This is a genomic window from Thermoanaerobaculum aquaticum (genome assembly GCF_000687145.1).
Classification (GTDB): Bacteria; Acidobacteriota; Thermoanaerobaculia; order Thermoanaerobaculales; family Thermoanaerobaculaceae; genus Thermoanaerobaculum; species Thermoanaerobaculum aquaticum.
The window spans coordinates 43,234-50,215 of sequence record NZ_JMFG01000022.1; the positions used below are offsets into that span (position 1 = coordinate 43,234).

General features: G+C 63.4%; 6 protein-coding genes. 5 read left to right on the plus strand and 1 reads right to left on the minus strand.

The genetic code is table 11. The annotated features are described in order from the left end of the window. Complete coding sequence (locus tag EG19_RS08800) at positions 1–1,125, minus strand: cysteine desulfurase family protein (protein WP_038049789.1); 1,125 nt, start codon at positions 1,123–1,125, stop codon at positions 1–3. Between the two features lie 147 nt (positions 1,126–1,272). Here EG19_RS08800 and dnaB point away from each other — a divergent pair, with 147 nt between their 5' ends. The 5 genes from dnaB to radA form a co-directional block, all read left to right on the plus strand. Continuing rightward, positions 1,273–2,631 (plus strand): replicative DNA helicase, encoded by a 1,359-nt coding sequence (gene dnaB, locus EG19_RS08805; protein WP_038049790.1) that lies wholly within the window; start codon positions 1,273–1,275, stop codon positions 2,629–2,631. Then, on the plus strand, positions 2,606–3,385 hold the full coding sequence (locus EG19_RS08810) for an MlaE family ABC transporter permease (protein ID WP_038049791.1): 780 nt from the start codon (positions 2,606–2,608) through the stop codon (positions 3,383–3,385). Before dnaB ends, EG19_RS08810 begins: the two co-directional genes overlap by 26 nt. Before the next feature lie 9 nt (positions 3,386–3,394). Then, the gene (locus EG19_RS08815) at positions 3,395–4,177 is read left to right on the plus strand and encodes an ABC transporter ATP-binding protein (RefSeq protein ID WP_053335141.1); all 783 of its coding nucleotides are present in this window, start codon (positions 3,395–3,397) and stop codon (positions 4,175–4,177) included. Then, positions 4,174–5,649 carry an MlaD family protein gene (locus EG19_RS08820; RefSeq protein WP_038049792.1) on the plus strand — a complete coding sequence of 492 codons (1,476 nt, stop codon included), beginning with the start codon at positions 4,174–4,176 and terminating at the stop codon, positions 5,647–5,649. Before EG19_RS08815 ends, EG19_RS08820 begins: the two co-directional genes overlap by 4 nt. A gap of 30 nt (positions 5,650–5,679) precedes the next feature. Continuing rightward, positions 5,680–6,982, plus strand: a 1,303-nt coding sequence (radA, locus tag EG19_RS08825) for a DNA repair protein RadA (protein WP_053335142.1), incomplete at its 3' end; no start/stop codon positions are given.

Here is a 6,982-nt window from a genome sequence, read left to right on the forward strand (position 1 = left end):
TCACCGGCTCCGCGCCACGATCTTCTCTAAAGCTTCCGCAAAAAGCTCAATCTCTTCCCTCTGGGTTGTTAAACCCAGGGAAACCCGCAACGTTCTCGCGGCCCAATCGTTAAAACCCATAGCCCTCACCACAGCACTGGGCAAGCTCGCCCCTGAGCTGCATGCCGGTCCTGAGGATACTGCAAATCCCTCCAAATCCAAAGCCGCCACCGCCACGTTGCCCGCGAGGGGTGCGGGCAAACCCAAACAGGAGGTGTTGGCCACCCGGGGCACTCCCTGGCCAAAGATCACCAGGTCGGCAATGCGCTCCTTCAGAATGCGCTCCATGTGATCCCGAAGCTCCCCTACCTTCGCCCAAAAGCCTAGGCGCTCCCGCAAGAAATGGCAGGCCCACCCCAAGGCGTGAATGGCCACCAGCGGTTCCGTACCCCCTCGCCTCCTGAGCTCCTGCTCACCGGGGATGAAGGCGGGCAGCTCCAAGCCGTCACGCACCAGCAGGGCACCGGCCCCGGGAAGGCCACCAATCTTGTGCCCGGAAAGCGCCAGGGTGTGCACCCCCAACTGCCGGAAGCTCAGGGCTACCTTCCCCACCGCTTGCACCGCGTCGCAGTGCACCAGCACCCCCGGGCGGCTCACCTCGGTCACCAGCTCGCTTATGGGTTGCAGCACACCGGTTTCGTGGTTGGCCAGTTGCACGCACACCACCGCCGGGGGCCGCACCTCGCCCAAAACCTCCCGGCGGATGAGCCCCTGCCGGTCCACGGGAAGGACGTCCACCTGGGCCCCAAAACCGGCCAGGGCTTCGGCCGCCGAAAAAACCGAAGGATGCTCTGTGGCCCCCAGGTACAGGCGAACCCCGTTGGGTCCCCCCAGGGCACGGGCCAACCCCCACAGCGCCATAGTGTTGGCTTCGGTCCCCCCCGAGGTGAACACCACTTCCTGGGGGGACGCCCCCAGCAACGCGGCCACCCGGTTTCTGGCCTCTTCCACCAGCCGGCGAGCGAGCCGCCCCTCCTGGTGAATGCTGGAGGGGTTTCCCAGCGCCAGGCTCTGCAGCTCGCCCACCTTTTCCCACACTTCCGGAAAAGGGAACGTGGTGGCGTTGTGGTCCAGGTAAACCCGCACCGGGGCATTATAAGGAGCGGCGCCGAGACCGACTCTCAGGCTCGCCCGCCGGCGCCACATCGGGCGGCAAAGGGGCAGTGGTACGATACCCGCATGGGCGCGACGTCACCTTCCCAGGTTCCTGCCGTTGAGGGTGCGTCCGTACGTGTGCCGTTCAGCGAATCGGCTGAACGGGCAGTGCTGGGCGCAATCCTCAACGACGGCACCTGCTTTTACCGGGTGGTGGATGCCCTCAAGCCCGAGGACTTTTACCTCGAGCCCCACCAGCTGGTCTTTCAAGCCTTCGCCCACTTGGCCCTGGAGAACACGCCCATTGACCTGGTTAACACCGTAGCTGCCATGGAGCGCCTGGGCACGCTTTCCCTGGTGGGTGGTCCTTCTTTTCTGGCGCAGCTGGCCCAGGACCTCCCGGACCCGGAAGCGGTGGAGCACTACGCCGAAATCGTGCGGGAAAAAGCCATTCGCCGGCAGCTCCTGAAGGTTTCGGGGTCGCTCATGGTGGAAGCGGGGCAGGAGGGGGGTCGAGCCCTGGACATCCTGGACCGCGTGGAAACCATGGTTTTGGAGCTGGCGGACCGCGCCATCCAAACCGGCCCCCGCCGCATTGGCGAGCTGGCTTCGGAGGAGCTGGAGCACCTGGAGCGCACGGTCAAATCCGACCACCCCTTCATTGGCCTGGAAACCGGCTTTCGCCGGCTGGACGAGCTCACCTCCGGTCTCAAAGCGCAGGAGCTCATCATCCTGGCCGCTCGCCCGGGGGTGGGCAAAACCGCCATGGCCCTCAACATTGCCTCCCACGTGGCCCTGCGGCTCAAGAAGAACGTGCTGTTCTTTTCCCTGGAAATGTCGGCGTCCGCCCTGGTTCGCCGGTTGCTCGCGGCGCAAGCCAAGGTGAGCTTGCAAAAGATCATCAGCGGGCGGATCTCCTTCAAAACCGGACGCCCCCGTTCCGACTTTGAATGCCTGGTGGAAGCTGCCGACCACTTTGCCGAGGCCCCCCTTTGGATTGACGATTCGGCTTCGCTCTCGATTCTGGAGCTTCGAGGCAAAGCCCGCAGGCTCATGATGGAGCACGGCCTGGACCTCATCGTGGTTGACTACCTGCAGCTTCTAAGCTCGGGGATGAAGACCGAAAACCGAACCCAGGAGGTTTCCGCCATTTCCCGGGGCTTGAAGGCGGTGGCCAAGCAGCTCAACGTCCCCATCCTGGCCCTGTCCCAGCTTTCCCGCCAGCCAGAACGGCGCGGCCAGGACGCCCGACCTCAGCTTTCGGATTTACGCGAGTCCGGCTCCATCGAGCAAGATGCCGACGTGGTGATCTTCATTCACCGCAAAATTGCCCCCAGAGCCGAGGAGGAAAACATGGAGGAATCACGGAAGGCTGAGATCATCATTGCCAAGCAGAGAAACGGCCCCACCGATGCCTTCTTGCTGGTGTACCTGGAACCCTACACGCTGTTCACCGATCCCGAGTTCACCGATGAAGCCGCTAGTCCGTTTTTTTGAGGTCCTCGGCCGCCGGTGGGTGGCGGTTTTCGAGGAAATTGGTCGCTTCTTCTACATCCTCCACAGCACCTTCCTGTGGACCTTCCGCAGGCCCTTTGATGCCCGGGAGTGGGTCCGGCAAATGGTGCGGGTGGGGGTGGATTCGGTGCCGGTGGTGGGTCTGACCGCCCTTTTTACCGGCATGGTTCTGGCCTTGCAAACCTACCGGGGCTTTGCCCGTTTTCACGCCGAAGGGTTCGTGGCTTCGGTGGTTTCCCTTTCCCTCACCCGGGAGCTGGCACCGGTGCTGGCTGCCCTCATGATTGCCGGCCGCATCGGCTCTTCCTTTGCCGCCGAGCTGGGAACCATGAGGGTCACCGAGCAAATAGACGCCCTTTACGCCATGGCTGTGGAGCCCATCCAGTACCTGGTGGTGCCGCGGGTGGGAGCGGCCACAGTGATGCTGCCGTTTCTCGTGGCCTTTGCCGATGGCATTGGGGTTTTTGGTGGGTACGCCGTGGCCGTAGGGCTCATGGGTGCCAACCCCGTGGTTTACTGGGAAAAGACCTTCCAGTACCTGGACCTCAACGACGTGTTTTCGGGGCTCATTAAGGCTGCGGTTTTTGGCCTCATTCTGGCGGTCACCGGCTGCTCCAAGGGCTTCTTCACCGCCGGTGGAGCGGAAGGGGTGGGGCGCTCCACCACTGCTGCCGTAGTTATGGCGTCGCTGGTCATTTTGCTTTCGGATTTTTTCCTCACCAAGATCCTGTTTTAGGGAGGCGGCATGCAAAAGGAAAGCTCAGGAAGCTCGCCTCGCCTCCCCAAGATTGCCGTCATTGACCTTTGGAAATCCTTCTCCGGTAAAGAGGTCCTGCGGGGGGTGAACCTCACCGTGGCCCCTGGCGAATCGTTGGTGATCGTGGGCGGTTCCGGGGCCGGGAAAAGCGTGCTTTTGAAGCATCTCATTGGGCTGGTGCAACCGGATCGCGGGCACGTCATCGTGGACGGCGAGGACCTCGCCTGCGCCGAACCCGAGAGGTGCCTGGCCATCCGCCGCAAGTTCGGCATGTCCTTCCAGGAGGGAGCGCTCTTTGACTCCATGAACGTGTTCGACAACATTGCCTTTCCCCTGCGCCGTCACACCCGCATGAGCGAGGAGGAAATTGCCGAAAGGGTGCGAGAGTGCTTGAGCCTGGTGCACCTTTCGGGCATCGAAAAGAAAATGCCCTCCGAGCTTTCGGGGGGCATGCGGCGAAGGGTGGGGTTTGCCCGGGCCATTGCCCTGAAGCCCGAAATCCTGCTTTTCGACGAACCCAACACCGGCCTGGATCCCATCACCGCAGCGGCCATTGACCGGGTCATCATCGAAATGCGCGACAAGCTGCCGGTGACCATGGTGACCATTACCCACGATATGAACTCGGCCTTTCGCATTGCCGACCGCATTGCCATGCTGCGCGGCGGCAAAATCGTGGCGGTTGCTCCCCCGGAGGAGTTCCGCAAGTTGCCCGATCCTTACGTGCAGAGCTTTTTGGCTGGACAGCCAGTGGAAGAGGAGGTGGCATGAGCCAAACCGCAAAAGTTGGCGCTTTCATGCTGGTGGCGCTGGTCATCTTGGCGGTTTTTATCATCAAAATCGAGGAAATTCCCTTTGGCGCCAAGGCCGGCCGCCAAATGGTGCAGGCGGAATTTCCGTCGGTGGCGGGTCTTGACGAAAAAAGCCCGGTGCGCATTGCCGGTGTGCGGGTGGGGATCGTGGAGAAAATCGAGCTGGCCGGCAGTCGCGCTCGCGTCACGCTTTCCCTGGACCCCCAGGTGCGCTTGCACCAAGGGGCGTGGGCAGAGGTCACGAGCCTGGGCATGCTCGGGGATAAGTACATCGAGCTGCACCCGGGTTCCCCCGAGGCCCCCCAGCTCCCCCCCGGAGTGGTGCTTTCCGGGGAAAGCCCGGTGGCGTTTGACCAGGTCCTCAAAACCGCCGGCGAAATTGGCGGCGACATTAAAGAGGTCACCGCTAGCTTGCGGAAAGCCTTAGGTGGTGAAGCCGGTGCGGCCAAGCTTGAGGAGATCCTGGAAAACATCCGCCAGCTCACGGCCGAGACCCGCAACCTGGTGGCTGCCAACCGCGCTGATGTGGACGCCACCATTGAAAACTTTCGGGCCTTCTCGGCCACCCTCCGGGAGGAGCTCCCCAAGCTTGCAGAAAAGCTCCAGAAGCTTGCCGACAACGTGGATGCGGTGGTGGCCGAAAACCGCAGCAACGTTTCCGACACCATTGCCAACCTCAAGGACCTGTCGGGCAGGCTGCGCACCTCCGCCGACAACTTAAACCAAATCACCACCAAAATCGCCAAGGGGGAAGGGACCATCGGCAAGCTGGTTAACGACGAGGAGACCGTGAACAACCTCAACAGCACGTTGAAATCCGTGGAATCCGGGGTGCAGAGCTTGAAAAACACCATTGGCCGCGCCGAGCGATGGCGTTTGGACGTGACCTTGAGAACGGAAAGCCTGCCCAAAGCCGACGACTCCCGCTCGGCCTTTGGCTTTGACCTGCACACCACCGAGCGGCGCTTTTTCCGGCTGGAGCTGGTGGACTCCCCCTACGGCCGGGTGCGCAATACCCGGGAAACCGTGACCACCACCTTCCCCGATGGCCACCGGGAAACCTACGTGCAGGAAAAGCAAAAGATCACCGACGCCTCAACGGTCAACGCCCAAATCGGCTACCACCTGGGCAACACCACCGTGCGGGCGGGCCTTTTTGAGTCCGAAGGCGGCTTTGGCCTGGATCACGCGCTCCTGCAAAACAAGCTCAAGCTCACCCTGGAGGCGTACGATTTCAACCGCGACATCAAGCCCCCTCACCTGCGGCTGGAAGGCCGCTACTTCCTCACCCCCAACATCTTTGCCTTTGCCGGCTGGGACGATCCCCGGTGGTCTGCGCGCTCGTCGTTGCTGGTGGGCGCGGGCATCACCTGGCGGGATGAGGACCTGAAGTACCTCCTGGGCACCGCCGCGTCGTTCGGGGGAAAATGAACCCAGCATGAGCTCTGGCCGGGGGGCGGTGTGAGCGTTTGGGAATGCACCAACTGCGGGCAAACCGCCAGCAAGTGGTACGGGCGGTGCCCGGCTTGCGGTGCCTTCAACACCTTCGAGCAGCAACCGGAAAAGCGGCGCAGCCGAGGGCGCTCTTCCCAGGCCACCCCGCTGGATGCCGTTGCGGCCGAGGCGCTCCCCCGCCTTTCCACCGGCATTCCCGGCTGCGATCGGGTTCTGGGTGGCGGGCTGGTGCCCGGCTCTCTGGTGCTTCTGGCGGGTGAACCGGGCGTGGGAAAATCCACGCTGCTTTTGCAAATGGCCAGGAGCATTGCCGGCGCCGGCAAGGTCCTTTACGCCAGCGCCGAGGAATCCGCCACGCAGGTGGCCCTCCGCGCCCGCAGACTTTCCTGCCAGCACCCCCAGGTGCTGCTCCTGGCCGAATCCACGGTGGAGGCGGTGCTCGAGGTGGCCAGCCAGCTGAAGCCCGCCCTTCTGGTGGTGGACTCGGTGCAAGCCATGCGCTCGGAGGCCGTGCCCTCCATCCCCGGCAGCGTCACCCAGGTGCGGGAGGTGGCGGCGCGGGTGGCGGAAGCCGTGAAAACCGGCGGTCCTCCGGCCATCATGGTGGGCCATGTGACCAAGGACGGCACGGTGGCGGGGCCCAAGTCCCTGGAGCACCTGGTGGATGTGGTGCTGGAGTTTTCGGGAAACACCGCCCACGCCCATCGCTTGCTCAGAGCCACCAAAAACCGCTTCGGTCCTGCTTTGGAGCTGGCCCTCTTTTCCATGGGCGAAAGGGGGCTTGAGGAAATCACCAACCCCTCCCAGGCGCTGTTAAGCGATCGCGTTTCCGGTGCCCCGGGATCCTCGGTGGCCGTGGTGTTGGAGGGGCTTTCGCCGCTCTTGGTGGAAATCCAGGCGCTGGTTTCCCGCTCGCCGCTTTTAAACCCCCGGCGGGTGGCCCAGGGCTTTGATGCTGGCCGCCTGTCCCTGCTTTTGGCGGTGGTGGAAAAGAGGGCGGGGGTGAAGCTTGCCGATCGGGACGTGTTTGTCAACGTGGCAGGGGGTCTGGAGGTGGTGGAACCGGCGGCGGATCTGGCGGTGGTGGCCGCGGTGCTTTCCTCGTTGACCGACGTGCCGCTGCCCGAGGACGCGGTGTTCTTTGGAGAGGTGGGGCTTTTGGGCGAGGTGCGGGCGGTAGGCCGGAGCGACGCCCGCCTGCGGGAAGCTGCAGCTTTAGGCTTTCGCCGCGCCTTTACCGCCAAGAGCGCGTCCCTGGAGGCTAGCCCACCGGTCAGCGTCACCGGCCTGGCGGACATCGGCTCTCTGG

Excerpts from the sequence above, each read along its gene's own strand:
- EG19_RS08810 (WP_038049791.1), top strand. The coding sequence starts at position 2,606 with ATGAAGCCGCTAGTCCGTTTTTTTGAGGTCCTCGGCCGCCGGTGGGTG.
- EG19_RS08815 (WP_053335141.1), top strand. The coding sequence starts at position 3,395 with ATGCAAAAGGAAAGCTCAGGAAGCTCGCCTCGCCTCCCCAAGATTGCC.
- EG19_RS08820 (WP_038049792.1), top strand. The coding sequence starts at position 4,174 with ATGAGCCAAACCGCAAAAGTTGGCGCTTTCATGCTGGTGGCGCTGGTC.